The organism is Breoghania sp., from assembly GCF_030066895.1.
Lineage (GTDB): Bacteria > Pseudomonadota > Alphaproteobacteria > Rhizobiales > Stappiaceae > Breoghania.
The window spans coordinates 89,438-114,711 of the sequence record NZ_JASJAV010000003.1; the positions used below are offsets into that span (position 1 = coordinate 89,438).

The following is a 25,274-nucleotide window of genomic DNA, read 5'->3' on the forward strand; positions in this document are numbered from 1 at the left end:
TCGATGTTGCGCGGCTTTCACGACGTGGCGGTGCTGTTCACGCCCGCTTCCCAACCGAGAATGGCCTGCTTGCGGGTCAGGCCCCAGTGATAGCCGCAGAGCGTGCCGTTCTTGCCGAGCACGCGATGGCAGGGCACGACAAAGGAAATCGGGTTCCGGCCGACGGCCGAGCCGACCGCGCGAGCGGCAGACGATTTGCCGATGTGAGCCGCAATATCCGAATAGGTCGTTGCTCCGGCGAAGGGGATCGCCAGAAGCGTTTCCCAGACCCGAACCTCAAAATCCGTGCCGATCAGCACGACGCGTAGCGGCGTTTCGCTCGACCATTGTGCCGGATCGAAGATGCGGGCCCGATAAGGCTCGCTCGCCGCGCGATCCTCCACATAATCGGCATTGGGCCACCGCTTGCACATATCCTCAAGTGCGGCCGCCTCGTCGCCAGGATCGGCGAAGGCAAGGCCTGCGAGACCGTGTTCGGTCACCATCACCAAAGCCTGACCAAACGGCGAGGAGTGAAAACCCCAGCGGATCGTCAGCCCACGTCCTTTAGCCCGGTAGGCGCCGGGCGTCATCGCCTCATGCACCACGAAAAGATCGTGCAGGCGCGCTGGACCGGAGAGCCCGACCTTATAGGTCGTATCCAGCACAGAAGCTGATCCTTTCAGCATTTCGCGCGCATGATCGAGCGTGATCGTTTGCAGGAACTGCTTTGGCGTGAGCCCGGCCCATCGGCGAAAAACACGCTGCAGATGCATCGGCGACAGACCGATCCTGTCCGCGATTTCACCGAGAGAGGGCTGATTGCGCCAATGCTCGGTGATGAATTCGAGCGTCGCGCGCACGGTTGCATAGTCGCCGCCTATAGTATCGCACAACGGCTTCATTTCGGCCGCTTGGGGTTTGGCAAACGCAACGGTCATGGGACTTCTCCCTGGAATGGGCGGGTCCGGAAAATACCCGGACCTCATTTCAGGATAGGAGGTAGGGGGCCAAAGTGCGACGAACCACCCGTTTCTTGCGGCGGCACGCGTCATCTGGCGACAATCGGCAGTGCCGGATCAAACGTGATCACTTGCCGTTTCAGCCGTCGCGTTCGGATCGCCCGAGGCCGTGCGCCAGCCGAATTCCGGGATCGCGATCTGGCGATTGCCGGAGAAATCGGTGCTAACGACGATGATATCGCGCTCTTCCATATAGGTGATCAGACGGCGGGCACGCCCGGTGGAGCGCGTTCCGTAAATCCGCGCGATCTCGGCATCGACCGCCCACCATGGTGGCCTTCGCCAGAACCAGAAAGACGCCCTGCATGTCATCGGGCAGACTGTGCGACAGCTCGATGGCGTGTTCCCAATCGGGTGTTGCGCCTTCTTTAAGCCCGACACCCGCACGCGCCACGGCAAGTCGCTGGCGAAAGCTGGGCAGATCCATCGCCGCGCTCAGGCGGGCAATCCGCATGCGCACCTGAAAATCCTGGTAGAGCACCGACACGGAGCGGAAAGCCACCTCCGGATCCTTCAGGATTTCCTGCAATATGGCGTCGATCCCGACTTCGCGTTCATGCTTGTCCATAGGAGGACTTGCCGCTTCCACCTGCTCGTTGGCACTGACGCGCGCTTCGGCGAGTTGGGTAAGCAGATCGGGGGCAAGCGTTGGCGCAGGGCGACGGGACGGTGATACTCTTCCGACTCGTCGGCACCGCGCGTGAAAATCAGATCGCGGGCGTCTTCCGGCGGCTTTTCAGGCAGCGGCATGAGCTTGAAGCCGCCGCTTCGCGCCGCGGTCTCTACCGGGTCGATCTTCACGGTGATGGCGGAACCAAGCGCAATGAAATGTCCATGCTCCAAATTGCGGAAATCTTCGGCCTGAAGACGCTCCATGCCGAGGAGATCGGCCGCGCGCGCCATGTCGATATCGAGGAAGGTCCGGTCCATCAGAAAGTTGGCAGTTTCGGCGGCCACGTTCTTGGCGAGTTTCGCCAGACGCTGCATGGCGATGGTGCCGGCAAGACCGCGCTTTCGGCCGCGACACATCAGGTTCGTCATCGCGCCCAATGAGACACGGCGCGCTTCGTCGGAAACCTCACCGCCGGAGGAGGGGCGAAAAGCTGAGCCTCGTCGACAACAACGAGCATGGGATACCAGAGGTCGCGCTCGGCATCGAAAAGCCCGTTCATGAAGGCGGTAGCGGCCTTCATCTGGATATCTGCGTCCGGTCCCTCCAGATTGAGGACGACGGAAACGCGGTGCTGGCGGACGCGACCGGTGATTCGGGTGAGATCGGCCTCGCTCGCCCCTTGAACCTCCACCACCACGTGGCCGAACTTGTCGGCCAGCGTAACGAAATCGCCTTCCGGATCGATCACCGCCTGCTGTACTCATTGCGCATTCTGCTCCAGAATCCGGCGCAAAAGGTGGGATTTGCCTGAATCAGGAATTGCCCTGGACGAGAAGACGGGTCGGCAGCAGTTCCTCCAGATCGAACATGGCCGGCGTCCCCTTAGACGTCGTACCGATGTCGATGCCGACCTGCATTCCTGCTCCTGAAACTGGTATGGGAGGATGCGACGCGCATATCGCCGCATTCCTGCCCGCTCGGAATAACACAAACCCGCTCAGGTGCGGTGGGAAGAGCCCTCTTCCTCCACAGCTAAATGGCACGATTTCCACATGTTCGCTCTATGCAGGACTTGATGCGGGTCCACCGGAACGGGCGGCGGCCAGAGCGTGGGAAAAATCCTCGCGGTCACCGGGGTTCAAGGAATCGCCGACCGGCACATCGCATCCGTGCGAGCGAAGGCGAAGCCGGGTGACGCCCTCGTCTTCTATCCGTTCCACGTCAATGCGAACCCAGACCGGATTGAAGCGGATGACCTGCTCTTCTCCACGCGCAGAGAACTTGCGCAAGATGACCTCGTCGCAAGAGACGTGCACTTCCTCGAACGCGCGAGCATCGCGGTAATTGCTCCGGAAGGCGAACCAGACGAGCGCCACGTCGAGGCCGAAGAAGCCAAAGATCGGCCAGGCCCCGATCGCGATGCAGAAGAGCCCGGCGGTGAACGACACGCCGCACAAAACCAGCATCAACACGAAAAACCCCTGCGGACCGAGCGAACGGTAGGGGTCAGGACAGCGGAAAAGAACGGTTCGGCCGCAGCTTCCTGCCCGACCCGCGGTCCGTCCACCGTCGGTTGCGTTTTCGTATTGGCGTCTGTCATAGGGCTTCAGTATAGAAGACTAATGGCCAAAACCAAGACAGCATCACCCACCACGCAAAACAAGGCCGGCTCGTCGGCAAAAAAGGCAGCGGCAAGCCCTGCAAAACGGGCCCGACGCGCGAAAATCCCGAAATATACGGCAGCCGAGATCGAAGCGATCTTCGAACGCTTCCATACCCATGATCCGGGACCGAAGGGCGAGCTGGAATATGTGAATGCGTTCACGCTGCTGGTGGCTGTGGTGTTGTCGGCCCAGGCCACCGATGCGGGCGTGAACCGGGCGACGCGCGGGCTTTTCGCAATCGCCGATACGCCGGAAAAGATGGTGGTGCTGGGCGAGAACAAGGTTCGCGACGCGATCAAGACCATCGGGCTTTACCGCAACAAGGCGAAGAACGTGATCGCGCTGTCGCAGATGCTGATCGCAGAGCATGACGGGGAGGTGCCGCGCTCGCGCGAAGCGCTGGAAGAGTTGCCGGGCGTGGGCCGCAAAACGGCCAATGTGGTGCTCAACATCGCCTTCGGCGAACCGACGATCGCAGTCGATACGCACCTTTTCCGGATCGGCAACAGGCTTGGCATTGCACCGGGCAAGACGCCGCTGGAAGTGGAACGGAAACTGGAGAAGATTATACCCGATGCCTACCGGCTCCACGCCCATCACTGGCTGATCCTGCACGGTCGCTACGTGTGCAAGGCACGCACGCCTGATTGCGGGCGCTGCATCATCGCGGATCTGTGCAAACCACCCCAAAAACGGGCCTAGAAGGCCACCCCACGCGCGCTCCGGCCAAGAAAGCCGGACAGGACAAGGGCGGGTACGCCGAGATGTTGACAGGCCTTCACCCGTGTTCGCGCGGCAAAGCCGCGGCAGGTTGCCGCGTTCGGCTGATTCTGCTGATGCCCTATCAGTCGGTCTGGCGAAGACGCACAACCACGTCGACCCGAACGACTTCCATGCCGTCCGGCGGCGTCGGCAGATCCTTGACCGATACGTTCGAACCGGGAATGTCGACCACGCGGTTCTCACCCTCGATAAAGAAGTGGTGATGATCGCTGACATTCGTGTCGAAGTAGGTTTTGGTGCCTTCGGCCGCGACTTCGCGCAACATGCCTGCTTCAGTGAGCTGATGCAGGGTGTTGTAGACGGTCGCAAGCGACACCGGCACGCGGGCGAGCACCGCCTCTTCGTGGAGAAGCTCCGCCGAAATATGGCGGTTGCCCTTCGAGAAGAGGATCTCAGCCAATGCCAAGCGCTGTCGCGTCGGCCGCAAACCGGCTTCACGCAGCATGTCGCGTACGCTGTTGCGCGATTCCGGCGAGTGGATATTAATTTGCTGCTCGACCATGACGTTTACGAAGCTGCCATCAAAAAGGGTGCCATACACGTGTACCTGGCTACACCATGTATACGTGCAGACGGCCACACTTAACTTGCCGTTGAAGGACGTTCATCGGGAGTTTCCCGCTCGCCTCCGGCCATCTGAACCAATCGTCCGGTCCGTTCCCGCGGTCATATTCCCGGAAATTTCCAGGCTTCCGAAGTCGAACCGCGAACCGTAACCGATATTATCTCGCATCCTTCCTTCCGGATGCCCGATCGCTTTACCTGCCAGGTCCACATCAGTCTATATAATAGGAAATCGCGGCGTTTAACGCAATCTGGCAGCTCCGCGGCACTCGGTTCCGTTGGCAGAATGGGTAGAGGTCGGGAAGCGAGCAGCTTCAAAATACCGCAAACTGGATCCGGCCCGCCGTTTTCGGCGAATTCGCGTTGCCCGTTGCCCTTTCGAAGCTGATACTCCTGTGATAGGAAAACGCCATCAAAATGATGGACGAAGGAATCCGCCCGAAACGGCGCACCTTTTACGGATGCGCGAACGGGCCCAAATGACCTTCGCGAAAACAAGTGCGGGATCGGAATGCAGGAACGCGCCTCTAGCTACGACTATGAAGACCTACTCGCTTGCGGGCGCGGGGAACTGTTCGGCGCGGGAAACGCGCAATTACCGCTGCCGCCCCTGCTGATGTTCGACAAGATCACGGAAATCACCGAAGACGGCGGCGCCAACGGCAAGGGTGCAGTGCGCGCGACGCTCGAGATCAAGCCGGACCTCTGGTTCTTCCCCTGTCACTTCAAGGGCGATCCCGTCATGCCGGGCTGCCTGGGCCTCGATGCGCTGTGGCAGATGGTCGGCTTTTTCCTCGGATGGCTCGGCTCTCCGGGACGCGGACGCGCGCTTGCCGTCGGCGAAGTGAAGTTCACCGGAATGGTCACGCCCGAGATCAAGCAGATCGAATACGGCGTCGATCTGAAGCGGGTGATGCGCTCGAAGCTCGTCCTCGGCATCGCGAACGGCTGGGTGAAGGCCGACGGCGAAGAAATCTATCGCGCGTCCGATCTCAAGGTCGGTCTGTTCCAGAGCTGATCGGCTTCAGGAACGCACCGGGCTTACCGGCATGATCAGCAGGCGAGTCGTTGCGGCTCGTTGCCGGCAGGTGTCCGCGTGTAGTCATCCCAAGGCACCTTCAGGCGCCTTGGTGCAATAGTTATCGCTTAAAAATAAGCTTCCGGCCGACGATGAAACCGAAACGACTACCGGACCGGAGCGAAACAGCATCGAGGAGACCGCCATGAGGCGTGTGGTCGTCACCGGAATGGGCATCGTGTCGTCTATCGGCAATACGACACAGGACGTTCTGGCGAGCCTTCACGACGCCAAGCCGGGCATCGTTTTCGCCGAGGACCATCAGAGGATCGGTTTCCGCTGCCAGGTTCACGGCGACCCGAAACTCGATCCGGCCGACATTCTCGACCGGCGCGCCATGCGCTTCATGGGCGCAGGGGCTGCATGGAACTATATCGCCATGCAGCAGGCGATCGCCGACAGCGGCCTGGAAGGCAGCGACGTCACCAACGAGCGCACCGGCCTGATCATGGGATCGGGCGGGCCCTCGACAAAGGCGATCGTCGAGGCGGCGGACATTGCTCGTGACAAGGGGCCGCGGCGCATCGGCCCGACCGCCGTTCCCAAGGCGATGTCGTCGACCAATTCCGCGACGCTGGCCACGCCCTTCAAAATCCACGGCGTGAACTATTCGATCTCAGCGGCTTGCGCGACCACCAATATCTGCATCGGCAACGCGGCCGAGCTCATCCAGCGGGGCAAGCAGGACGTGGTCTTCGCCGGCGGCGGCGAGGAGCTGGACTGGACGCTGTCCGTCCTCTTCGACGCCATGGGCGCGATGTCTTCCAAGTACAATGACACGCCCTCAACCGCCTCACGCGCCTATGACGCCAATCGCGACGGTTTCGTCATCGCGGGTGGCGCAGGTGTGCTCGTCCTGGAAGAATACGAACACGCCAAGGCACGCGGCGCGAAGATCTACGCAGAAATCGTCGGCTACAGTGCAACGTCTGACGGTTACGACATGGTGGCGCCTTCGGGCGAGGGCGCGGCGCGCTGCATGAAGCTGGCGCTTTCCAACGTCGATTGCCCGGTCGATTACATCAACCCGCACGCCACCTCCACGGTGATCGGTGATCTGAAGGAAATCGAAGCCATTCGCGAGGTCTTCGGCGACAAGATTCCGCCGATCTCGGCCACGAAGTCGCTCACCGGCCATTCGCTCGGGGCGGCCGGCGTCCAGGAAGTGATCTATTCGATCCTGATGATGAACAACGATTTCATAGCCAAATCGGCAAACATCGAAGAGCTCGATCCTGCATTTGCCGATATGCCCATCGTTCGCGAACGCATCGACAACGCCAAGATCAATTGCGTACTGTCGAACGGCTTCGGGTTCGGCGGAACGAATGCGTCGCTCGTTTTCAAACGGTGCGACGGCTGATTTGAATTGTGCCGTTCTTCTCCCCCGAATCCGAACGGCACAATCGTCTAAAACTAACAAAAGCAGAAATATGGAAACCGGCAGTTGGCATATCCGACCGCGCGGCGTCCTTTTTAGCAGAATAAGGAGAGTCGCATGATCGGTTTGATGGAGGGCAAACGCGGCCTTGTCATGGGTGTCGCGAATGATCACTCTATCGCTTGGGGCGTTGCCAGGGCATTGGCTGAAAACGGAGCCGAACTGGCCTTCACCTATCAGAGCGAGGCTTTTGGTCGGCGGGTGAAGCCGCTTGCTGAATCGGTGGGATCATCCGACATCCTGATCCCGTGCGATGTGGAAGACCTTGTGTCCGTGAAGAACGTCTTCGCCACCTTGAAGGAGCGCTGGGGCAAGATCGATTTTCTCGTTCATGCCATCGCGTTTTCCGACAAGGGCGAGCTGAAGGGGCGATATGCGGATACCAGCCGCGAAAATTTCTCGCGCACGATGGTGATCTCCTGCTTTTCCTTCACCGAAATCACCAAGCTGGCCACCGAGCTGATGCTGGACGGTGGATCGATCATCACGCTCACCTATGGCGGCTCGACGCGGGTAATGCCGAATTACAATGTGATGGGTGTCGCCAAGGCCGCTCTTGAATCTTCGGTCAGGTATCTCGCCGCCGATTACGGTGCCCAGAATATCCGCGTCAACGCGATCTCGGCCGGTCCGGTGCGCACGCTTGCCGGCGCCGGTGTTTCCGACGCGCGGCTGATGTTCAATTTCCAGCGCGATAATTCGCCGTTGAAGCGCCCCGTGACCATCAACGAGGTCGGCAATGCGGGCGTTTATCTGCTGTCCGATCTGTCGTCCGGCGTCACCGGCGAGATCCATTTTGTCGACAGCGGCTTCAACATCATCTCCATGCCGCGGCTCAACGAGTTGCAGGCACTCGAAGAAGCTGCGGAAAACGCTGCGGCAGAATGATGCACCTTCAGAAGTGAAGGAATGCGGATGTGCTACGGCGCGTCCGCTTCGCTTCAAGAGATCCGGCAAGCCATTGCCCGCCTTCGTCCGTCAGTCGAACGTCTCGTCGGGATAGACGCCGAAGAGCAAGATCTGATCGACCCACCCCTCCCAATCGTTTCCTGAAATCTTGCAGAGGCCCTTGCCACATTCCGATACAGAGGCGAGCACGTTGGGTTCCAATTCTCCAACGATGGCGGCGTTTAAATCGGGTCCGGAACGAAGTGGAACGGTGCCCGTCTTTTCCCACGGCTTGACCAATGCCGTGCGGCGACCTGACAGAAGCGAATGGAAGACCCAGCCTTCGCTGCCCTCCCAATCGCGGATTCGTCGCCAGTTCTCGAATTCCTGAACGATCTCAACCGGCAATCCGGCGTGCACGAAGGTCCACACAACCTCATGATCCCGGCCGGGACCGCGACGCACATTCACCCGATCCGACTTGAGACTGACGAAGCGTGGAACTGGCAAGCCGCTGGCGCCTTCCGTGGTGCCCTGAGCACCCGCACCGACCACCGATCCGACCATCACCGGAGTCAGGAAAGCCAGGACCAGAAAGGCGTGCGCAAGGATGCGCAGCGAGTTCCGTTTTGTGTGCTTTCGGTTCATGGGGCTGTTCGGTCCGTAATCCATGAGTCTAACCGGAGGCTTCCGTCTCATTGTTCAGCTTGAAGAAACCCACTTGAGGACGCTACGGTCTGCCCTGAATCCCGCCGACTGAAGGTGCGGGCCCCGGTGCGAGCTACGTTTCGTGCGATTCAGGCTGCGGTTTCGGTCAGTTCGGCTTGTTTCTTGCCCACCATCTGGTTAGGAAAGCTACAAGCTTCGGCTGACACCGCTCGGCGACACAATGCGTCGATTACGGTTAAGGACCCCTCAACGAACTGGTCTAGGCGAGGACCGCAATGCCCATCAAGAAACCCCTTGTCATGGTTACCCGGACCTTGCCGGATGTTGTCGAGACGCGCATGCGCGAATTGTTCGACACCCGTCTCAATGACGGAGACCGGCCGACGAGCCAGGCAGAACTGGTCGAAGCGGTGAAAACCGCCGACGTTCTCGTGCCACCGTCACGGACAGAATCGACACCGCCGTCCTGTCCGAGGCTGGCCCCAATCTCCGACTGATCGCGAATTTCGGCAATTATTTCTATAATATCGACGTGAACGCTGCCAATAATCGCGACATCACCGTGACCAACACGCCGGACATTCTCACCGAGGATACGGCCAACATGACCATGGCGCTGATCCTCGCGGTTCCTCGCCGGATCGCCGAAGGCATCAAGATCCTGGAAAACGGCGAATAGCATGGCTGGTCACCGGATCTGGGGCAAGCGCCTCGGTATTGTCGGCATGGGCCGAATCGGTCAGGCGGTCGCGCGCCGCGCCAAGGCGTTCGGCATGTCCATCCACTATCACAATCGCCGCCGCGTGCCGTTCAAGGTCGAAGACGCGCTGGAAGCGACCTATTGGTTGGGACAGCCTCGACCAGATGCTGGCGCGCATGGACGTGATTTCGGTCCATTGCCTGCACACGCCCGCAACCTATCACTTGTTGTCGGCCCGGCGGCTGGAGCTTCTGAAGCCGGAAGCCTATCTGGTCAGCACCGCGCGTGGCGAGGTCATCGACGAAGTCGCACTGACGCGAATAATCGAAGCCGAAGAGCTGGCGGGAGCGGGGCTGGAGCTCCTCAAGTCGGAACGCGTTCTGCTCCTGCTGCATATGGGCTCGACCACGATCGAAGGCCATATCGACATGGGTGAGAAGGTGATAATCAACATCCGCACCTTCACGGACGGGCATTGCCCGCCCGACCGCGTCCTGCCGTCGATGCTCTGAAGGCATTGACTCACTGGATCAAGCCGTCGATTCGAATCTGAAACGTATTGGGAGCCTACCGTCGGATTTCGTTCCGAATTCGGCGCGCTCTACGGTTTTGCCTTCATATCCAGGTATTTCGCCCAGATCACCTCGTCACCAAACCTGGCGATAAATTCGGCGTGCGCCGCAATGTCGGCTTCGCTCAGGCGCGAGGGCAGGGGCGTTGCACGTGGCTTGACGGCGCGGCGAATGACGGGACCGGCATCGTCGTACTCTTGCTCACTGGCGCTACTTGTCAGTCCGAGAGAGGACTGCTTGCCGCCGATCAGCTCGATATAGACCTCAGCCAGAAACTCAGCATCGAGAAGAGCGCCGTGGATCGTACGACGGCTGTTGTCGATCCCGTATCGCGAGCACAAAGCATCGAGCGAATTGGGCCCGGCAGGATGGCGACGGCGGGCGAGCTGAAGGGTATCGAGAACCTGCTCGTTGCCGATCGGCGGGATGTTGAGGCGCCCGAGCTCCATGTTGATGAAGCCCATGTCGAAGGCGGCGTTGTGAATGACCAGCGTCGCATCGCCAACGAAATCCACGAATTCCTGCGCCAGCGTAGCAAAGACCGGTTTATCGGACAGAAATTCCTCCGACAGGCCGTGGACGTTGAAGGCTTCCTCCGGCATGTCCCGCTCAGGATTTATGTAGACGTGATAGTGCTGGCCCGAGGAAATATGGTTCACCAGTTCGACGCCGCCGATTTCCACCAGGCGGTCGCCACCGCGGGGATTCAGGCCGGTCGTTTCGGTATCGAGCACAATCTCGCGCATATCGCGTTTCCAGTTCTGCAGCGCGAGTCAGCCGCGCTTTAGAAGGTCATTCTCGTCTGAGCGAATCAGGGCAACAACCGCCGGATCCTGCTTATCCACCCATTGAGGCGGTAGCGCGCAAAATGGCGGAAACCCGTCGACGGACCTGGTCCAGCCCATGGCCGGTCTCGATCATGAAATGGGACCGCTGCCGCTTTTCCGCATCCGGCATCTGCCGGGCGAGGATCGCATCGAGTTTTTCCGCCGTCATTTCAGGCCGCTTGAACACCCGTTCGCGCTGGATTTCCGGGGTCGTGGTGACAAGAACCACGGCATCGACCTGTTTGTCACCGCCTGTTTCGAACAACAACGGAATATCGAGAACCGCGACCGGGCACAACCTCGCGCGGGCATCGGTGAGAAATGCGTCGCGGACGTCCCGGACAAGCGGATGGATGATCGCTTCCAGATGAGCCAGGGCTTCCGGTTTGCCGACCACATATTTTCCAAGCGCAGCGCGATCGACCGCCCCGTCGACAACCGTTCCGGGGAAAGCCTCCTCGATCGCTGGCGCAGCCTTTCCTGCGTAAAGGGCATGAACGGTGGTGTCTGCGTCATAAACGGGAACACCAGCCTCGGCAAAGAGCTTGCCGGTGGTCGATTTTCCCATGCCGATGGACCCGGTGAGACCGAGAATAATCATGTTTCAGGCTTCTCCCAGCTTTTCGTCCCAGGCCATATCCTCCAGAACGATGCTCCGCAATTCCGCGGTCACCTGCGGGCGGTGCCCGAACCAGAGTTCAAATCCGGGGATAGCCTGATGTAGCAACATACCGAGACCGTCTACGGTTTGCAGACCGCGATGGCGCGCCAAGGCCAGAAGCGGCGTTTCGAGCGGAACGTAGACGATATCCGTGACGACCGCCGAACCCGGCATCGGCGACAAATCGACATCGAGAGCGGGCTGACCTTCCATGCCGAATGACGTCGTGTTGACGAAGATCGACACGGTTTTCAGGATCGTGGGCAGATCGTCGAACTCGTGAACCTGAACTCCGGATCCGAAACGATCCGCCAAAACCTTTGCGCGCTTGCGGGTACGGTTGAACAGATGAACCGTCAGTCCGCGCGACAGAAGTGCCCAGACAACGGCGCGTGCAGCACCTCCCGCGCCGAGCACGATTGCCGTTTTACCGATCTCGTCCCATCCCGGCGCGCCGGAATCGAGCGATCCGAGAAAACCGAACTCGTCGGTGTTGCTGCCAAGAAGACGACCGTCCTTAAGGACGATCGTATTGACCGCGCCAAGAACGCGGGCGGTTTCATCGACCTCATCGCAACAGGAGAAAGCCGTTTCCTTGTACGGGATGGTGACGTTTGCGCCGACAAGACCGGATGACGAGAAGGAGCGGAAAAACGCTTCGGCTTTTTCGGGTTCCAGTGCGAGACGATCGTAGCTTCCCGCCAGATCATAGGTTTTCAGCCAATGACGATGAATGATCGGTGAGCGCGAATGCTTCACCGGCCAGCCTATCACCGCCGCGCGCGGTGCGTTTTCCATCATATCCCCCAGACAATCATTAGAATTCGAGCACGCCTTCGGCCCGAAGGAAGGCGAGAAGCGGCAAAAGCGGCAAATCGATGATCGTGGTGTAGTCGCCCTCGATCTGATAGGAACGGACGCTCTTCAAGGCGTTTTCTCCTATATGAGCCAGATAGTACCCCAGAAATTGAGGTAAGAAATCGCGCATCATCAATGTTGCCGATGAAATATGACGCTAGATCGCTTCCTCGTCGCGAACGCAGACGATTGCGAAATGAAGCTGATGGGGGAGCCCGCGCAAGGCAAGAAGATTGACGCGAGCCTGTTCGATGGTTTCCGGCTTGAAGAAAATCTCGCCGTCGAAATCCAAAACCTGATCCGCGTCGATCACGATCGCACCGGGACGGCAGGCGGAAACATTGTCCGCCTTCGCCTCTGCCAGAATTAAGAACTAATGTCTTCAGGAGGGAGTTTCGCCTCTCTCAAAGGCGCATCGACGGCTCGTTCGTCGATGTCAGCGGCTTGCGTCGAAATATAGAGACCGGCATCGCGCAACATCTGCGCGCGCCAGGGGGACTTGTGCTCGCCAGGACGAGATCGCTCATTCATTCATTCATTCTCCCGGAATATCATGAAATTGACGACGTTACTTCATCAGGTACATGATCACCGTGGCCGTTTCCTAGATCGAGCGGCGGGTCACGTCGATGACGGGCCAGCCGTGCTCGGCGCACAGTCACCGCATGAAACTAATTTCCTCCGAGATCGCGGAGCGATCGACACAGCGATGGTTCTGACCGATGGCGTTCAATGACAAAAGCCGGTTCTGGTGGACCTGGAGGATACGTTCGGCACTGGCAACAAGTCCGACCACGAGCGGACGGCGAACCTCGAAGAGGGACGGGGTGATCGGAACCTCGGGCATGATCGGAATATTTGCGACCTTGATGCCCCGATTGGCGAGATAGATGCTCGTCGGCGTCTTGGAGGTTCGGCTGATACCGATCAGCACGGCATCGGCTTAGTCGAGGCCGTCCGGCATCTGCCCGTCATCGTGCATCATCGTGTAGTTGAGTGCGTCGATCCGCCGGAAATAGTTGACATCCAGCGCATTTTGTCCGCCGACCCGACGGAATTCCTGAACCTTGAGATTAGGACTGGAAGACCGCGAAAACGGGATCGAGAATGTTGACGCACGGCACGCCATGCTCGCAGCAGACGCATTCCAGACGGCGGATCTGCTCATCGGCGACGAGCGTATAGAGCACGATGCCGGGAGCGGCCTCGATTTTCGTCAGAACACGGTCGAGCTGGCGATCTGAGCGGACGAGGGGGTAGACGTGCTCGACCGGCTGTATGTCCTCGTACTGTGCCAGTGCCGCGCGGGAAACCGTCATCAAGGTTTCGCCGGTGGAATCCAAAATCAGGTGTTAATGGAAGAAGCTACGCGGATCTCTCGGGTTATCATCCCCAGATGATCTTCGACCCTGTGCATGAGCGGGCATGACTCTGCCTCCTTCGGCGCGTGACCTAATCCATCATGCCCATAGCAGCTTTTTCATCAACAGAGAGCGCAGCGCGGGACAATTTCAGGAGGTGGATTCTGAGAATCTGGGAATTCGCATCCAGAGATGGAGTTACTGACTCCTCATCCGCACTTTATGCACAGCGTCAAATTCGTTAACAAGGCGTTAACGTCGCCGAAATCCTTAAGGTCCGTTTAAGAAATTGGTCGAGTTCGCTCAGGTATGGAGAAATGTCATCCCCAACGTCCCTGAAGGCAAAATAACTAATCGAAAAATTGTGGAGGGATTATAATCACGGCAATCCACACGCAAATTAAATAAACAAATCTCTTCTAAGAGATTCATTGATTAGAAGTTTGAAGGAAAAAGGGACGAGACGCATGCGATCGAAGGAGCGAGCCGTAATGCGGGTGCTGGCAGGAGAACAGCTTTGGCCACCTCCCGTCTGGATGATGCGACAAGCGGGACGCTATCTTCCCGAATATCGCAAAACCCGAACGAAGCAGTCCGACTTCCTGAAATTCTGCTACGACACGGATCTGGCGGTCGAAGTGACCCTGCAACCGATCCGTCGCTTCGGCTTTGATGCAGCAATCCTATTCTCGGACATTTTCGTCGTTCTCGATGCGTTGGGCTATCCAGTTCGCTTTGAGAAGGAACGAGGTCCGGTCCTCACGCCTCTCTCCAGCGAGATCCTCGATACACTGAAACCTGAAAGGACTCACGATCATCTTGCGCCGGTCATGAGAACTATGGAGCGGCTGAGAGCGGAACTTCCCGAGGATACGACTCTCCTGGGCTTCTGCGGGGCTCCCTGGACGGTTGCGTGCTATTCGGTGGCCGGTCACACCACCCAGGATCAAACTGCGGCCCGTATCGGCGCCTATTCCGATCCTGAGACGTTCCAGCACTGGATCAACCTGCTGGTCGAGGCCTCCGCCGACTATCTGATCCATCAGCTCGATGCGGGCGCCGATGCGCTGCAGATATTCGATACCTGGGCCGGTGTACTCGATGATGAGGGATTTGAACGCTGGTGCGTGGATCCAACGCGACGGATCGTGGAGCGTGTGCGCGCGGCCAAGTCTGATGCGGTGATCATCGGATTTCCGAAAGGCGCCGCCGGTCGATTGCAGTCTTATATTGCGCGTACCGGTGTGAACGCCGTCGGTCTCGACTGGACTGCGCCGATGGATTTAGCGCGCGATGTTCAAAAGACCGTGCCGGTTCAGGGAAATCTCGACCCGATGCGGCTGGTTGCGGGCGGTGATGCTCTCGATCAGGGGGTCGACACGGTGCTCCGCTATCTCGGGCAGGGGCCTCTGGTGTTCAATCTCGGTCACGGAATAGTGCCACAGACATCGATCGCACATGTAAAGAGAATGATAGAACGGGTTCGGTCTGCATCCGATCCTAATCAGAAAAAGTGAGTAGAATCGGTGAGCGATGATCTTGTACTTTTGTTAAAATCCTTTCACATCATGTCGGTTATCGCGTGGATGGCAGGATTTTTCTATCTTCCGCGACTGATGGTCTATCACACAAAGGCCGAGATCGGTTCGGAGACTTCTGAAATCTTCAAGGTGATGGAACGTCGGCTCATGAAGGCGATCATGAACCCGGCGATGATCGCTTCGTGGATTTTCGGGTTGGTTGTTGCCTGGGAATATGGGTACCTTACGGAAGGTTGGTTTCACCTGAAACTCCTTCTTGTATTCATTCTTTCTGGTTTTCACGACCTTTTGGCGAAACACGTGAAAGATTTTGCGGCTGATGCAAACCAACATTCGGAGAAATATTTTCGGGTTATAAACGAATTCCCGACCCTGATCATGATTGTGGTCGTTCTTCTGGTAATCCTGAAGCCCTACGGCTTTTTTGATTGAGACTTAAATAATTATTTTAAAAAGAAATTTTGACCGACACCTTGATCGCGGATTTAAATTGCGACGAAATGGTCGGCATGGGGATATCCCCTTGTCGGTCACAATAAAAGTGACTATGTTCGCGATACTCCACGACATGCAGACAGGCGTCCGGCGTTTTTTATGAGGCGCCAACGCGGCGGTCCAAATGGCCGTGACAAGGTCTGCTAACTCCCCATAACGCTTTTCATCTAGCCGGAAAATCCCATCCACAGCCCGGCACAAATGCGGACCATGATCCAGCCCATGCGGGAAATGAAGCTTCAGGACCTCAAGTCCAAATCCCCTACCGAATTACTCGCCTTTGCCGAGGAATTGGAAGTCGAGAATGCCAGTACCCTGCGGAAGCAGGAGCTGATGTTTGCCATCCTCAAGCAGCTCGCGATGCAGGATGTCATTATTATTGGCGAAGGCGTTGTTGAAGTATTGCAGGACGGTTTCGGCTTTTTGCGATCGCCGGATGCGAACTATCTGCCCGGACCTGACGATATTTATGTTTCGCCCTCTCAGATCCGGCGCTTTTCGCTGCGCACGGGTGATACGGTTGAAGGCCAGATCCGGTCTCCCAAGGATGGCGAACGGTATTTTGCCCTCCTCAAGGTCAACACGATCAATTTCGAAGATCCTGAAAAGACCCGACACAAAATTCACTTCGACAATCTGACACCGCTCTATCCGGAGGAACGCTTCCGGATGGAAGTGGAAAATCCGACGATCAAGGATCTCTCCCCGCGTGTCATCGATCTCGTTGCGCCGCTCGGTAAAGGTCAGCGCGCTCTGATTACTGCGCCGCCGCGTACCGGTAAGACGATGTTCCTTCAGAACATTGCGCGCGCGATCACCATGAACCATCCCGAGTGCTACCTGATCGTTCTTCTGATCGACGAGCGGCCGGAAGAAGTGACCGACATGCAGCGCACTGTCGATGGCGAGGTGGTGTCCTCGACCTTCGATGAGCCGGCAGCACGTCATGTCCAGGTTGCGGAGATGGTGATCGAAAAGGCGAAGCGCCTGGTCGAGCACGGCCGGGACGTCGTCATTCTCCTCGACTCGATCACGCGACTGGGGCGCGCCTACAATACCGTCGTGCCGTCTTCGGGCAAGGTGCTGACCGGTGGTGTCGATGCTAATGCGCTGCAGCGGCCGAAGCGCTTCTTTGGTGCAGCACGTAATATCGAAGAGGGTGGCTCGCTGACGATTATCGCGACGGCGCTCATCGATACGGGTTCGCGCATGGACGAAGTGATCTTCGAAGAATTTAAGGGTACGGGTAACTCGGAAATTATCCTCGACCGCAAGGCTGCGGACAAGCGTGTGTTCCCGGCGATCGATATTCAGCGGTCCGGTACGCGTAAGGAAGAGCTTCTGGTTGCGCTTCAGAAACTCAAGAAGATGTACGTGCTGCGTCGGATCCTTAATCCGATGGGGACGATAGACGCGATCGAATTCCTGCTCGATAAACTTCGGCAGACGAAGAGTAATCAGGATTTCTTCGATAGTATGAATACTTGATTTTGGATCCGCGGCTTTGGTGGTATCGAGGGGTATTATCGTTTAGTTTAGGCCGATTCACGTGAAATAAAACGCGCCGGACAATTCCCCATCCGGCGCGTTTTGTTTCACGTGAATCATTCGATTCGGATTTGGTTCGATCAGGGGATCTCCTGATGATCGCCGATTGTCGAAATCCCGAGTTCTATATCAAGATGAGCTGTCTATTGCTCCGTCACTGGAAACAGGATGATTTTGCGCCTTTCGCCTAAATGAATTGTGATTCGGAAATGATGGTATTTTTTTCCGAATGTCTGACTGTGGCACAGGTAATCGAGTTAATCGGTGTTCTGGAGAAGCTGATCGGGATAAACGGCTTCAGCTATCTTGCTGCAGAGGAACTGGATACGGGTCGCTTCATCCGGTTCGTCGGGCTTGATCGTTCGTAATTCAACGGGTCTGTCGATTTTGCGCCGTGCGTCGATATTGGTTGGCGGCTGGTGCGCTGGGTATGGGCAGGGGGTATACCACGAAAGCGGTAAACGCTTGGCTTAGATTCGGTTTCGAAACTTTGAGGCTCAATGAAATCGTGTTTTTTGCTGTGGTAGGTAATGAGCGTTTGACGACCGTCATGCGTCGCATCGGTATGTCGGCGGAAGGAACGTTCGAGCATCCCGACGTACCTGCGGAATTCTCAGACAAGCGACGTCATTAGCTTTACCGACTGACCAAGCAGGCTTGGCGTGTTTAGTAGGGCAAAGGGATGTCCGGGCCTCAGTGAACCGGTTGTCGTTCCCGGCTTGTTTCTCAAAGGCCTCTATCAGAGCCAGTACGCGCGTTATATCGATCGGGCTCTAGCGCCCTCATGAACTCCTCGGAGCTTATCCATTGGCAAAGAGCATGTTTCTCCCTGACAGAGGTAGGCAACGCTTTCCGAAGTGCCCTTTGCGGTCTTGCCGGCTGCAGGGTGATTGTCCGGGAGGTCCTGGCCGGGGTAGGCGTGCAGCACGTGAGGTTAGTGGCTCCGGCATTCCGCATGATATCGGTGGACCGTCTATCATCTGGCTTGCGACCACGACAAGCTGACTTGCGTTCAAACGGAAATCAAACGCATTCAGAAAGGCTCGTGCTCGCAAATGCGTTTTCCAGGATTTGAGGGGTAAAGATATCGATGATGGCGTTGGCGCGATTGCGATATCGCTCTTCTCCTGTCAGATGTCAAAGCTCGATCAGGTACGCGCCATGATGCCGTTGGCGTTTGGAGCCGCTTCGTCGGCGTCGTTTTTCGGTCGAACGACAAGGTCATTTGCGTCACTGGCCGTCAGAAAATAGCCCTGTCCCGACTGATCCCAATGGTAGTCGAATAGGGTCTTCTCCAGATTCATTGCTCTGGTCAGATATAGTTTGGATTGGCAGTTCCCCGATATAGGGCGAGGGCCGCCAATATGGCATTGGCATAATAGGACGCAAGACCGGGAAAGCTCAGACGTCTCGATCGCCAGGAGTGACCGAGACGACCGGAGCCCGTCATCGATTCGGATATGAAATGGAATGCGCACTCAGCAAGAAATAACCATTCAGGTCTCGCCAGAACTTCCGAAGCTCGCACGCGGGCTGCGATCATCAGGCCCTTCCAGTCCGCCAGGATTTTGTCATCGAGTGCGGGGCGGACGCGCTTATCTCTTTCCTTCAGAAGGATCTGACGAATGCGTGTGAGTCGCTCCTCCTCCTCTGGGTTTGAGTATGGAGCGGAGCACAGCCAGTTCAGAATGGTCTTACCTTCCCAATTGCCGGACGGCATCAGGTCGTAGGTTTGCGTGAAGAGTGTGTAATCATCGGGAGAGAGGATCTTCTCGATATCCGAAGCGTACCAAACGTAGAACCGACCTTCTTCATGCTCGCTATCGGCATCGAGCGAAGCTGCAAAGCCGCCGCCCTCGGTCGTTATTTCCCGTTCAAGCCAGGCGATCGTTTCTTCGATTCGCACACGGAACAAGTCCTGTCCGCTTTCGACAAAAGCTTCGCTCAGAAGCACTATGAGCTGTGCGTTGTCGTAAAGCATATTTTCGAAGTGCGGAACGAGCCATTCCTCGTCGACAGCATAGCGCGCAAATCCGCCGCCGAGGTGATCGTAGATCCCGCCGGAGCAGATCTGCATCAATGTCTTGATGACGAGATCGTGGTATCGCTTGTCATGCGTCTTCAATCCGGCGCGCCAGAACAATTCCAACAGCCCTGCTTGCGGGAATTTCGGTGCGCCTCGGATCCCACCGTTGACCGGATCGGTCACGCCGAACAATTGCTTCGCTGCCGTATCGAGTAGCGACGGCGTCGTGCCTTGGGTAACTTGCGTGGCGCCCTGGTTGGCTTTCCGCAAGATCTTCATCAATAGAGTCCGCATTGGATAAGATCTTCTCACCCTCGGCTTCGCGGATGCGGGCTATTTGTTTGAGGACGTCCACAAAACCCGGCCGTCCCCATCGGACTTGTTTGGGAAAATAGGTTCCTCCCCAGAACGGCTCGGCATTCGGCGTCAGGAACATGGTGAGCGGCCACCCTTCTTGCTGGTCGAAGGCGTGGAGCGCGTTCATGTAAATCTGATCGACGTCGGGACGTTCCTCCCTGTTGAATGAAAAGGGCGTTGATGACCTCGGCCATGGGAGCATCTTCAAAGCTCTCATAGGCCATGACATGACACCAGTGACAGGCGGCATATCCGACCGAAAGTAGAATGGACTTGTTCTGATCGCGCACTTCGGTGAGGGACTGCGCGTTCCAGGCACGCCAATGGATCGGATCGTCCTTGTGCTGAAGAAGGTAGGGGCTATCTATTTGGCGAGCTGGTTTTCGGTCATTGCGTAGATCGGGTGCCTTTTGCGTCTTGTGGGGGATGTTTGCTGTCGGGGACTTGGGTTCTATTCAAAATAGGGTTATCCCCGTTGTCTTCAACAAGGCTAAGCGGCTGTATCTGCCTCTGGCCGGGGTTTGCTGAACGGGAATTTTGTTGATGAGCGAGCGGGAAACGATCTACGCGCTTTCGAGCGGCGACCTTCCTTCCGGGGTGGCTGTGGTTCGGATATCCGGGCCCCGTGTTCGATTCGTCGTCGAAACATTGTGTGGATCATTGCCGGCGCCGAGACGGGCAAGCGTACGCAAGCTTCGCGATCCCGCGAAAGGAGAGGTCCTCGACGAGGCGCTTGTTCTCTTCTTCGAAAGGCCGGCGAGCTTCACCGGCGAGGATGTGGTGGAGTTCCATCTGCATGGTGGCCGTGCGGTCGTGGCAGCCGTTCTGAGCGCTCTGGAGACGTTTGAGGGTGTCACCCCTGCTGAAGCCGGAGCCTTCACCAGACGGGCCTTTGAGGCCGGTCGGTTGGATCTCACCGAGGTGGAAGGACTGGGCGATCTCATCCAGGCGGAAACCGAGGCGCAGCGGCGTCAGGCCATTCGCCAGATGGGAGGGGAACTCGGCGCGCTTTATGAGTCCTGGCGGACCGTTCTGGTCTGCTCCCGGGCCATGATCGAAGCTGAGTTCGACTTTGCTGATGAAGATGATGTTCCAAGAAACGCGAGTGACGCGATCTGGGAGAATGTGATTCGGATCCGAGACGAAATCTCCAACCACCTTGTGGACAATCGTCGGGGTGAGCGATTGCGGTCCGGATTGCAGGTCGTGCTTTTGGGCCCGCCCAATGCGGGCAAATCGAGCCTCCTCAATGCACTCGCCCGTCGCGAGGTGGCGATCGTCACCGAGGAAGCGGGAACGACGCGGGATCTGATTGAGGTACATCTGGACCTTGGTGGGTACCCGGTAACGGTCGTCGACACCGCGGGGCTGCGGGAGGAGGGAGCGGGAGTCATCGAACGGGAAGGGATGCGTCGGGCCCTTGTTCGAGCCGGGACGGCCGATCTGGTTCTCTGGTTGAACCCGGCGGGACAGGAGAGGAGAGAAGAACCCGCGGAGATCAAGGCGGAGCAGATCAGAGTGGTGCGGTTGGCCACGAAAGCGGATCTGGTTGACGTAGATCTTGGTGAAGGCGAAGTCCCCTGTTCGGTCAAAGCATCTGATGGTCTGGGGCCCTTGCTATCGGAGCTTGAAGGATTCGCCAACGATATGATCGGGCAGAGTGATAGCCCGGTTGTGACGCGAGCCCGGCACCGGTGTAGCCTGAGGAGATGTCTCGAGGGATTGAACCGTGCATTGGAAGGTGGGAGCTGGCCGCTGGAATTGCGGGCGGAAGACCTGCGCGTCGCGGGGGATGGGCTTGGTCGGATCGTTGGAAAGACGGACGTTGAAGACCTGTTGGATGTGATATTTAGAGATTTCTGCATCGGGAAATAGTGGGGATAGGCTGTGGATTGAGCGTAAGGTCCTGGGGATGTTTCACGTGAAATATTTTATTTAGCCATTGATTCTGACCCGGATTGAATCGGGTCTGATGGAGGTAAAATACCGAACAGCCGTTGGGCGCTATATGGCAGTGACAGGGACTCGCAAAGACACAGCGGTGTTATGAACTAAAGCGAGTTCTTTTTGACCCGGGTCCGGGCTTGCAATATGTTAGACGCAACCAATTTTCCCGACAGAGTGAAATCTGTTTCGTGTGCGAGAGGGGCTACCGATTCATGGTGACGTTCGACGTTATTGTTATCGGCGGAGGTCATGCCGGATGTGAGGCCGCAGCGGCTGCGGCACGGATGGGCGCGTGTACTGCGTTGCTGACCCATTCCGCCGACACGATCGGAACCATGTCCTGCAATCCGGCGATTGGAGGTCTTGGGAAGGGGCATCTGGTTCGTGAGATCGATGCTCTCGATGGTCTCATGGGGCGTGTGGCTGATGCGGCCGGTATCCAGTTTCGCATGCTCAATCGCCGCAAGGGGCCTGCCGTTCGTGGGTCCCGCGCACAGGCGGATCGCAAGCTCTATCACCAGGCGATGCGTGCGGCCATCGAGACGACCGAGAAACTCACCGTGGTTGAGGGCGAGGTTGATGACCTGGAGATCTCTGACGGCCGCGTGCAAGCGGTGGTCACGACGGACGGGCGTCGATTCGGATGCGATTCGGTTGTCCTGACGACCGGTACCTTTCTTAGGGGCCTTATCCATATCGGTGATATTCAGATTCCTGCAGGGCGCGTCGGTGAACAGCCGGCGATCGGCTTGTCCGATACGCTGGAATGCGCGGGCTTCCGTCTCGGCCGGTTGAAGACGGGGACCCCGGCGCGTCTCGACGGGCGTACGATCAATTGGGCTCAATTGAACGAACAGGCCGGCGACGAGGATCCCGTTCCTTTCTCGACCCTGACCAAACGCATTATGACGCCGCAGGTCGCGTGTCACATCACCCGCACCACGCCTGAAACGCATGCGGTCATCCGGGATAATATAAACCGCTCGGCGATGTACTTCGGCAATATCATCTCCATGGGGCCGCGCTATTGTCCGTCCATCGAGGATAAGATCATGCGGTTCGGGGAGAGGGACGGCCATCAGATCTTTCTGGAGCCGGAAGGTCTGGATGATCCCACCGTCTATCCGAACGGGATTTCGACGTCTCTGCCTGAAGAGGTGCAGAGAGCGTTCTTGAGGACAATCCCTGGTCTGGAAAAGACGGAGATCATCCGTCCGGGATATGCAATCGAATATGACCACGTCGATCCACGGGAGCTTTCTGCTTCTCTTGAAACAAAGCGCGTCGAAGGGCTGTTTCTCGCCGGTCAGATCAACGGAACGACGGGTTACGAGGAAGCAGGAGCGCAAGGACTTCTCGCCGGGCTCAATGCTGCTTTGAAGGCCGGGGGAGGAGCTGCTCGGACGATCGGGCGGGCCGACGGCTATATCGGCGTGATGGTGGATGATCTGATTACGCGCGGGGTCAGCGAGCCATATCGTATGTTCACCTCGCGCGCGGAATATCGCCTCACCCTCCGGGCTGACAATGCCGATCAAAGGTTGACCCCTATTGGGATCGATCTTGGTTGTGTGGGGAAGGAGCGTCGAGTTGCTTTCGAAACGAAATGTGAGGACCTCGAGCATGCGCGTGCTCTTGCTGGGGCGTTGTCTCTTTCGCCCGCGGAAGCGCGTCAGCACGGTCTTGAAATCAATCAGGACGGGGTTCGACGGAGCGCCTTCGATCTCCTGTCCTATACGTCGATCGATATCGCGCGCCTCTCTCAGATATGGCCGGAACTTGGGGTAATTCCGAAGGCTGTCGCGGAACAGATTGAAATCGATGCGACCTACGCCGTCTATCTCGATCGGCAAGAAAGCGATATCGCGGCGCTGCGACGTGAAGAGTCATTGTCTATCCCCGAGGATTTCGACTATGTAGCTCTTTCCGGGCTATCGAACGAACTCCGGGCGAAGCTCGAAACCGTTCGGCCGGGGACGCTCGCCCAGGCGGAGCGGATAGACGGAATTACACCGGCAGCGTTGACGCTCATTCTTGCGCACGTCAAACGCCTGAGCGCGGGCGCAACGGGGGCACGCGGTGCAGCTTGATACCCATGGTGACGGACGGTACGGAGGTTCTGGATCGTTTCTTTTTTGTTTCATGTGAAACGCGTGAGCGACTGACCGTCTATGTCGACCTTCTTCGGCGGTGGCAGAAGGCACAAAATCTGGTCGCGCCGTGTCGACCTTGTCGCAAATTTGGTTGCGGCAATGTGGCCGACAGTCTCCGTATTTATCACCTGGCTCCGGATTTTTTGCACTTGATTGATTTTGGATCCGGCGCCGGATTTTCCAATCTCGTGATTACAATTCTTCTGGTTGAAAAATCGTCCGAGGGAATGGTTTATCTGGTAGAGAGAAATCAGCGCAAGGCGGCCTTTCTGAGAACGATCATTCGCTAGACAGGTGCGCGGGCCTGTGGCCATGCAGATCGAATCGGCTCCGTGACGGATCGTTGGGATGAAGAGAAGGACGGGCACATCAAAGGCGTCTCCGCGCGCGCCCTGGCCGATCTGGATGTTCTTTGCTGTTTCTCACAGCTTTTCGTTTCCGGTGGAGCACAGGCGTTTTTCCACAAAGGACGTGAATCGCGTTCAGAGATTGTTAAAGCGTCTCACGCCTGTCATCTGGATCTGGTAGAAGATAAAAGTCTCATCGATCCGCAGAGCGTCATTCTTGAAATCTCGGAAATCCACCGGATCGACCCTTTTGATTAAATGGTGAATCGGGTGAGGGCTTTGACCGCATGAGTGTGCTTCCTAAATCTCCGCGCGTGCTCTCGCTCGCAAATCAGAAGGGCGGCGTTGGCAAGACGACCACGGCCATCAATCTTGGGACGGCCCTGGCGGCCATCGGCGAGCGGGTACTGGTGATCGATCTCGATCCCCAGGGCAACGCGTCGACGGGTCTCGGTATCGACCGGTCGCAGCGCACCGTGTTCACCTATGAGGTGCTTTACGGTGAGGCAACCTTGAAGGGAGCCATCCGCGAGACGGTCGTGCCCCGGCTTTGGGCCGCACCGTCAACGATGGATCTGCTGGGACTGGAACTCGAAATCGCGGATTCGCCCGATCGTGCTTTCAAGCTGCGCAAGGCGATCGCGGACTACGTGGCCGAGCACGACAATCCCGGTTTCAGCTATATTCTGGTTGATTGCCCGCCGTCGCTCAATCTTCTGACGATCAATGCGCTCAGCGCGTCGCATTCCATTCTGGTGCCGTTGCAGTGTGAGTTCTTCGCGCTGGAAGGGTTGAGCCAGCTTCTGAGCACCGTCGAGCAGGTCAAGCAGGCGCTCAATCCTGAATTGAGCATCCACGGCATCGTGCTGACCATGTACGATAGCCGCAATAACCTGTCGACGCAGGTCGTTGCCGATGTGCGTGAGACAATGGGCGAGGCGGTCTACGACACGGTCATTCCGCGGAACGTGCGTGTGTCGGAAGCGCCGTCTTATGGAAAGCCGGTCTTGCTCTACGATTTGAAATGTCCCGGGAGTCAGGCTTATTTGCGGTTGGCCTCCGAGATCATTCAGCGTGAGCGGAAAATCCGGAAGGCGGCATAGATCCGCAGTTTCGTAATTCGGATTTTACGGTTGGTGTTCGAAACGGGTATTACAGATGATCGGTTTTTGTAAACTCG

The 25,274-nt window shown here is 57.6% G+C and carries 22 protein-coding genes and 4 pseudogenes; 14 read left to right on the top strand and 12 right to left on the bottom strand.

Features of this window, described 5'->3' with window-relative positions; genetic code table 11:
- Positions 1 to 17: 17 nt before the first annotated feature.
- From QNJ43_RS05635 to QNJ43_RS05645, 3 genes and pseudogenes are all read right to left on the bottom strand, one after another.
- Positions 18 to 884, bottom strand: coding sequence for a bifunctional helix-turn-helix domain-containing protein/methylated-DNA--[protein]-cysteine S-methyltransferase (locus QNJ43_RS05635; RefSeq protein ID WP_300468545.1), 867 nt, complete (start codon positions 882 to 884; stop codon positions 18 to 20).
- Positions 885 to 1,058: 174 nt separating this feature from the next.
- Positions 1,059 to 2,531: pseudogene (locus QNJ43_RS05640) on the bottom strand (ATP-binding protein).
- 144 nt (positions 2,532 to 2,675) lie between these two features.
- Positions 2,676 to 3,080 (bottom strand): DUF2244 domain-containing protein, encoded by a 405-nt coding sequence (locus tag QNJ43_RS05645; protein WP_346432866.1) that lies wholly within the window; start codon positions 3,078 to 3,080, stop codon positions 2,676 to 2,678.
- Between the two features lie 156 nt (positions 3,081 to 3,236).
- Between QNJ43_RS05645 and nth the strand changes: the two genes are divergently transcribed.
- Positions 3,237 to 3,980 carry an endonuclease III gene (gene nth, locus QNJ43_RS05650; protein ID WP_300468140.1) on the top strand — a complete coding sequence of 248 codons (744 nt, stop codon included), beginning with the start codon at positions 3,237 to 3,239 and terminating at the stop codon, positions 3,978 to 3,980.
- Between the two features lie 142 nt (positions 3,981 to 4,122).
- Here the strand turns inward: nth and irrA are convergent, their stop codons facing one another.
- Positions 4,123 to 4,563 (bottom strand): iron response transcriptional regulator IrrA, encoded by a 441-nt coding sequence (gene irrA / locus QNJ43_RS05655; protein ID WP_346432893.1) that lies wholly within the window; start codon positions 4,561 to 4,563, stop codon positions 4,123 to 4,125.
- A gap of 573 nt (positions 4,564 to 5,136) precedes the next feature.
- On the opposite strand from irrA, the gene fabA reads away from it, so the two are divergent.
- The 3 genes from fabA to fabI all read left to right on the top strand — a co-directional run bounded on the left by fabA (position 5,137) and on the right by fabI (position 8,032).
- Positions 5,137 to 5,643: a 3-hydroxyacyl-[acyl-carrier-protein] dehydratase FabA gene (gene fabA, locus QNJ43_RS05660; protein WP_300468142.1), complete on the top strand. Its 507-nt coding sequence runs from the start codon at positions 5,137 to 5,139 to the stop codon at positions 5,641 to 5,643.
- 205 nt (positions 5,644 to 5,848) lie between these two features.
- On the top strand, positions 5,849 to 7,066 hold the full coding sequence (gene fabB / locus QNJ43_RS05665) for a beta-ketoacyl-ACP synthase I (RefSeq protein ID WP_300468144.1): 1,218 nt from the start codon (positions 5,849 to 5,851) through the stop codon (positions 7,064 to 7,066).
- 135 nt (positions 7,067 to 7,201) lie between these two features.
- A complete protein-coding gene (gene fabI, locus QNJ43_RS05670) occupies positions 7,202 to 8,032 on the top strand; it encodes an enoyl-ACP reductase FabI (RefSeq protein ID WP_300468146.1) in 831 nt (276 codons plus the stop codon).
- Positions 8,033 to 8,122: 90 nt separating this feature from the next.
- Here fabI and QNJ43_RS05675 read toward each other — a convergent pair whose 3' ends face one another.
- The gene (locus QNJ43_RS05675; RefSeq protein WP_346432867.1) at positions 8,123 to 8,680 is read right to left on the bottom strand and encodes an SH3 domain-containing protein; all 558 of its coding nucleotides are present in this window, start codon (positions 8,678 to 8,680) and stop codon (positions 8,123 to 8,125) included.
- Between the two features lie 296 nt (positions 8,681 to 8,976).
- Here QNJ43_RS05675 and QNJ43_RS05680 point away from each other — a divergent pair.
- A pseudogene (locus QNJ43_RS05680) lies at positions 8,977 to 9,913 on the top strand (D-glycerate dehydrogenase).
- 89 nt (positions 9,914 to 10,002) lie between these two features.
- Here QNJ43_RS05680 and dnaQ read toward each other — a convergent pair.
- The 5 genes and pseudogenes from dnaQ to QNJ43_RS05705 form a co-directional block, all read right to left on the bottom strand.
- On the bottom strand, positions 10,003 to 10,719 hold the full coding sequence (gene dnaQ / locus QNJ43_RS05685; RefSeq protein ID WP_300468148.1) for a DNA polymerase III subunit epsilon: 717 nt from the start codon (positions 10,717 to 10,719) through the stop codon (positions 10,003 to 10,005).
- Positions 10,720 to 10,810: 91 nt separating this feature from the next.
- Positions 10,811 to 11,401 (bottom strand): dephospho-CoA kinase, encoded by a 591-nt coding sequence (gene coaE, locus QNJ43_RS05690; protein WP_300468150.1) that lies wholly within the window; start codon positions 11,399 to 11,401, stop codon positions 10,811 to 10,813.
- Between the two features lie 3 nt (positions 11,402 to 11,404).
- The gene (locus tag QNJ43_RS05695) at positions 11,405 to 12,262 is read right to left on the bottom strand and encodes a shikimate dehydrogenase (protein ID WP_300468152.1); all 858 of its coding nucleotides are present in this window, start codon (positions 12,260 to 12,262) and stop codon (positions 11,405 to 11,407) included.
- 16 nt (positions 12,263 to 12,278) lie between these two features.
- Positions 12,279 to 12,850, bottom strand: a pseudogene (locus tag QNJ43_RS05700) (Maf family protein).
- Between the two features lie 73 nt (positions 12,851 to 12,923).
- A pseudogene (locus tag QNJ43_RS05705) lies at positions 12,924 to 13,638 on the bottom strand (pyruvate, water dikinase regulatory protein).
- A 533-nt stretch (positions 13,639 to 14,171) separates the two neighbouring features.
- Here QNJ43_RS05705 and hemE point away from each other — a divergent pair.
- From hemE to QNJ43_RS05725, 4 genes are all read left to right on the top strand, one after another.
- The gene (gene hemE / locus QNJ43_RS05710) at positions 14,172 to 15,197 is read left to right on the top strand and encodes a uroporphyrinogen decarboxylase (protein WP_300468154.1); all 1,026 of its coding nucleotides are present in this window, start codon (positions 14,172 to 14,174) and stop codon (positions 15,195 to 15,197) included.
- Between the two features lie 9 nt (positions 15,198 to 15,206).
- The gene (hemJ, locus tag QNJ43_RS05715; RefSeq protein WP_300468156.1) at positions 15,207 to 15,653 is read left to right on the top strand and encodes a protoporphyrinogen oxidase HemJ; all 447 of its coding nucleotides are present in this window, start codon (positions 15,207 to 15,209) and stop codon (positions 15,651 to 15,653) included.
- Between the two features lie 285 nt (positions 15,654 to 15,938).
- Positions 15,939 to 17,204: a transcription termination factor Rho gene (gene rho / locus QNJ43_RS05720; RefSeq protein ID WP_300468549.1), complete on the top strand. Its 1,266-nt coding sequence runs from the start codon at positions 15,939 to 15,941 to the stop codon at positions 17,202 to 17,204.
- Positions 17,205 to 17,503: 299 nt separating this feature from the next.
- Complete coding sequence (locus QNJ43_RS05725; RefSeq protein ID WP_300468158.1) at positions 17,504 to 17,632, top strand: hypothetical protein; 129 nt, start codon at positions 17,504 to 17,506, stop codon at positions 17,630 to 17,632.
- 780 nt (positions 17,633 to 18,412) lie between these two features.
- On the opposite strand, the gene QNJ43_RS05730 is transcribed toward QNJ43_RS05725, so the two are convergent.
- On the bottom strand, positions 18,413 to 18,568 hold the full coding sequence (locus QNJ43_RS05730) for a hypothetical protein (RefSeq protein WP_300468160.1): 156 nt from the start codon (positions 18,566 to 18,568) through the stop codon (positions 18,413 to 18,415).
- Positions 18,569 to 18,576: 8 nt separating this feature from the next.
- A complete protein-coding gene (locus QNJ43_RS05735; protein ID WP_300468162.1) occupies positions 18,577 to 19,572 on the bottom strand; it encodes a hypothetical protein in 996 nt (331 codons plus the stop codon).
- 618 nt (positions 19,573 to 20,190) lie between these two features.
- On the opposite strand from QNJ43_RS05735, the gene mnmE reads away from it, so the two are divergent.
- From mnmE to QNJ43_RS05755, 5 genes are all read left to right on the top strand, one after another.
- Positions 20,191 to 21,522 carry a tRNA uridine-5-carboxymethylaminomethyl(34) synthesis GTPase MnmE gene (gene mnmE / locus QNJ43_RS05740; protein WP_300468164.1) on the top strand — a complete coding sequence of 444 codons (1,332 nt, stop codon included), beginning with the start codon at positions 20,191 to 20,193 and terminating at the stop codon, positions 21,520 to 21,522.
- A 284-nt stretch (positions 21,523 to 21,806) separates the two neighbouring features.
- Positions 21,807 to 23,684: a tRNA uridine-5-carboxymethylaminomethyl(34) synthesis enzyme MnmG gene (mnmG, locus tag QNJ43_RS05745; protein ID WP_300468166.1), complete on the top strand. Its 1,878-nt coding sequence runs from the start codon at positions 21,807 to 21,809 to the stop codon at positions 23,682 to 23,684.
- 5 nt (positions 23,685 to 23,689) lie between these two features.
- The gene (locus tag QNJ43_RS26780; protein WP_346432868.1) at positions 23,690 to 24,037 is read left to right on the top strand and encodes an RsmG family class I SAM-dependent methyltransferase; all 348 of its coding nucleotides are present in this window, start codon (positions 23,690 to 23,692) and stop codon (positions 24,035 to 24,037) included.
- Between the two features lie 42 nt (positions 24,038 to 24,079).
- Positions 24,080 to 24,352: a hypothetical protein gene (locus tag QNJ43_RS26785; protein ID WP_346432869.1), complete on the top strand. Its 273-nt coding sequence runs from the start codon at positions 24,080 to 24,082 to the stop codon at positions 24,350 to 24,352.
- A 29-nt stretch (positions 24,353 to 24,381) separates the two neighbouring features.
- A complete protein-coding gene (locus QNJ43_RS05755; protein WP_300468168.1) occupies positions 24,382 to 25,197 on the top strand; it encodes a ParA family protein in 816 nt (271 codons plus the stop codon).
- Positions 25,198 to 25,274 lie beyond the last annotated feature (77 nt).

Excerpts from the sequence above, each read along its gene's own strand:
- QNJ43_RS05635 (WP_300468545.1), bottom strand. The coding sequence starts at position 884 with ATGAAGCCGTTGTGCGATACTATAGGCGGCGACTATGCAACCGTGCGC.
- QNJ43_RS05645 (WP_346432866.1), bottom strand. The coding sequence starts at position 3,080 with ATGCTGGTTTTGTGCGGCGTGTCGTTCACCGCCGGGCTCTTCTGCATC.
- nth (WP_300468140.1), top strand. The coding sequence starts at position 3,237 with ATGGCCAAAACCAAGACAGCATCACCCACCACGCAAAACAAGGCCGGC.
- irrA (WP_346432893.1), bottom strand. The coding sequence starts at position 4,563 with ATGGTCGAGCAGCAAATTAATATCCACTCGCCGGAATCGCGCAACAGC.
- fabA (WP_300468142.1), top strand. The coding sequence starts at position 5,137 with ATGCAGGAACGCGCCTCTAGCTACGACTATGAAGACCTACTCGCTTGC.
- fabB (WP_300468144.1), top strand. The coding sequence starts at position 5,849 with ATGAGGCGTGTGGTCGTCACCGGAATGGGCATCGTGTCGTCTATCGGC.
- fabI (WP_300468146.1), top strand. The coding sequence starts at position 7,202 with ATGATCGGTTTGATGGAGGGCAAACGCGGCCTTGTCATGGGTGTCGCG.
- QNJ43_RS05675 (WP_346432867.1), bottom strand. The coding sequence starts at position 8,680 with ATGAACCGAAAGCACACAAAACGGAACTCGCTGCGCATCCTTGCGCAC.
- dnaQ (WP_300468148.1), bottom strand. The coding sequence starts at position 10,719 with ATGCGCGAGATTGTGCTCGATACCGAAACGACCGGCCTGAATCCCCGC.
- coaE (WP_300468150.1), bottom strand. The coding sequence starts at position 11,401 with ATGATTATTCTCGGTCTCACCGGGTCCATCGGCATGGGAAAATCGACC.
- QNJ43_RS05695 (WP_300468152.1), bottom strand. The coding sequence starts at position 12,262 with ATGATGGAAAACGCACCGCGCGCGGCGGTGATAGGCTGGCCGGTGAAG.
- hemE (WP_300468154.1), top strand. The coding sequence starts at position 14,172 with ATGCGGGTGCTGGCAGGAGAACAGCTTTGGCCACCTCCCGTCTGGATG.
- rho (WP_300468549.1), top strand. The coding sequence starts at position 15,939 with ATGCGGGAAATGAAGCTTCAGGACCTCAAGTCCAAATCCCCTACCGAA.
- QNJ43_RS05730 (WP_300468160.1), bottom strand. The coding sequence starts at position 18,568 with ATGAATCTGGAGAAGACCCTATTCGACTACCATTGGGATCAGTCGGGA.
- mnmE (WP_300468164.1), top strand. The coding sequence starts at position 20,191 with ATGAGCGAGCGGGAAACGATCTACGCGCTTTCGAGCGGCGACCTTCCT.
- mnmG (WP_300468166.1), top strand. The coding sequence starts at position 21,807 with ATGGTGACGTTCGACGTTATTGTTATCGGCGGAGGTCATGCCGGATGT.
- QNJ43_RS26780 (WP_346432868.1), top strand. The coding sequence starts at position 23,690 with ATGGTGACGGACGGTACGGAGGTTCTGGATCGTTTCTTTTTTGTTTCA.
- QNJ43_RS05755 (WP_300468168.1), top strand. The coding sequence starts at position 24,382 with ATGAGTGTGCTTCCTAAATCTCCGCGCGTGCTCTCGCTCGCAAATCAG.